At 65.5% G+C, this 2,359-nt stretch carries 2 protein-coding genes and 1 pseudogene; 1 reads left to right on the top strand and 2 read right to left on the bottom strand.

The features are described 5' to 3' along the window. A pseudogene (locus FF100_RS36715) lies at positions 1–208 on the top strand (IS5-like element ISMpo5 family transposase); the annotation flags it as partial. Between the two features lie 36 nt (positions 209–244). On the opposite strand, the gene FF100_RS36710 reads toward FF100_RS36715, so the two are convergent. Then, positions 245–892, bottom strand: coding sequence for a lysophospholipid acyltransferase family protein (locus tag FF100_RS36710; protein WP_246102816.1), 648 nt, complete (start codon positions 890–892; stop codon positions 245–247). A gap of 16 nt (positions 893–908) precedes the next feature. Beyond that, the gene (locus tag FF100_RS36705; RefSeq protein ID WP_171070485.1) at positions 909–1,970 is read right to left on the bottom strand and encodes an IS630 family transposase; all 1,062 of its coding nucleotides are present in this window, start codon (positions 1,968–1,970) and stop codon (positions 909–911) included. Between the last annotated feature and the right edge of the window lie 389 nt (positions 1,971–2,359).

Below are 2,359 nucleotides of genomic sequence, written 5' to 3'. Positions count from 1 at the left end.
CTCCACCCGTGAGGCGCAGGCCACGGGCTTCCAGCCGCTGCCGCTGCGCTGGCGGATCGAGGCGACGTTCGGCACGCTCTCGACGCGCTACCGCCGCCTGACCCGCCACTGGGAGCACAGCCCCGCGGCAGCCGAGGACAGCATCAGTATCGCCAATTGCCATAGGCTCATGCAGGCCTATGAGCGGCACCAATACAGCTCTTCATAGTCAAACAGGCTCTGAGAGCGGTAAGGTAGCTCACGACTACAGTGCCAGCCTGTGCCGCCGAGCCGCCTGGCCAGAAAAGCCCTGAATTCCAGCCTGTGCCGCCGAGCCGCCTGGCCAGAAAAGCCCTGAATTCACCGCCACGGGAACAACCGGCAGATCGAGCCTGCTGTACAGCAATTCAACGCCGCGTTTGAACCGCAGCGGATCGCTAATCGAGCCCCGCGTACCTTCGGGGAAGATCAGCACCGATCGACCGGCGGCCACGGCCTCCCGGCCCATATCAATCATCGTGCGCAAGGCCTGGGTGCCATTGGTGCGATCGATGATGATCATGGGCGAACGTCGCAGGAACCAGCCAACTACCGGGATTGCGAGCAACTCGCGTTTGGCGACGATTGCGACGTCCGGGACCAGCACCAGGAAGGCCAGCGTTTCCCACGCTGACTGATGGTTGGCGACAATCAGGCAAGGCTGAGACGGGATGTGCTCGCGCCCTTCTTCGACGTAGTCCAGGCCAACGATGTGGCGCAGGCCCGCGAGAATGCCGCGCGCCCAGAGTCTCGTGGCAGCGCGGATCGGCCGAGGCGGCGCGCCGGTCAGAGCGAAGAACCCTAGCGGAACGAGGAACAAGGCTGTCCAGATAGCCCAGTACGCGTTGAACGAAAGGGAGCGGATGCGCGTCACAATCTAGTGCACTGACTCAGACGGAAGGTGCAGCCTGGCTGTTGAGGATGGCGGCGGCCGGCTTGGTCCAGATGAAGGGCCTGGGCCGCTCGTTGTGTTCGGCAATGTAGCGCTTGATCGCCGCCTGCAGGTCGACGATTCCGGTGAACGTGCCGCGTCGCAGTCGCCGACGCGACAGCGCCGAGAAGAAGCCCTCGACGGCGTTGAGCCAAGACGCGGAGGTCGGGGTGAAGTGGAACACCCAGCGCGGATGACGCGACAGCCAGGCCCGGACCTTCGCATGGGTGTGGGTGCGGTAGTTGTCGAGCACCACGTGGATGATCTTGCCGGCCGGCACCGCCGCCTCGACGGCGTTGAGGAAGCGCAGGAACTCCTCGTGGCGGTGGCGCTGCATGCAGCGGCCGATCACCGTGCCCTCCAGCACGTTCAGCGCTGCAAACAGCGTCGTGGTACCGTGGCGGATGTAGTCGTGAGTGCGGGTCGCCGGGCGTCCTGACGCGAGCGGACGGTCGGGCCGGGTGCGCTCCAGGGCCTGGATCTGGCTCTTCTCGTCGACCGACAGCACCACCGCGTGACGAGGCGGGTCCATGTAGAGGCCGACGATGTCTTCCACCTTCTCGGCGAAGGCCGGGTCAGTGGAGCGCTTGAAGGTGCGCACGCGGTGCGGCTGCAGGCGGTGTTCCTGCCAGATGCGCTGGACCGAGCGCAGCGAGATGCCGGTCGCGGCAGCAACCGCGCGACCGGTCCAATGAGTGACCTCACCCGGCGGCTCGGAGCAGGTCAGCGCCAGCACCTCGGCGACGGTGCTGGTGGAGTGGGGCGGCTTGCCGGGCGGGCGGGTCTTGTCGCGCAGCAGGCCGTCGACCCCCTCTTCCGCGAAGCGCTGTTGCCAGCGCCAGACGGCGGTTCGGCTGACGCCGGCCTGGTGGGCGACTTCAAGCACGGGAAGGCGCTCGGCGGAGAGCAGGACGATGCGGGCGCGCTGGACGTGCTTGAGCGGGCGAGCACGATCCTGGCTGATCGCGCGCAGCCGTGCCTTTTCGTCCTCAGTGAGGATTACGCAGACGGTCTGAGCCATGCCGCAGACTCGCACGCCTCACGCCTGGTGTGAACCTTTCGAATGCGTCAGTGCACTAGCCTCAGGCTTGAACCGGAGTGGGTGACAGCTGCCGGTGCAGAACGCCACGGAGGAAGCCTCCAGTTCGGGGGATCTCGGTACGTAGGACGCAAGGCGGCATCACGGCGGCCGTTCCGAGATATAGCCGATGCTTCATTTCATCACCGACCCTGCGACCGCGCCTATCTGAAACTTTCGAGAATGACGGTTATCCTCAGACAGCATTGCTAGTGCCTTGACTCAAACGGATGGTGCAGCGTTGCCGTTGACGGCATCGAGGATGGCGGCGGCCGGCTTGGTCCAGACGAAGGGCTTCGGCCTGCCGTTGTGCTCGGCGATGTAACGGTTGA

This window comes from Methylobacterium terricola, from assembly GCF_006151805.1.
GTDB classification, from domain to species: Bacteria; Pseudomonadota; Alphaproteobacteria; order Rhizobiales; family Beijerinckiaceae; genus Methylobacterium; species Methylobacterium terricola.
The sequence above is the reverse complement of the archived record's forward strand: the minus strand, read 5'-3'. Positions and strand labels throughout refer to the sequence as shown.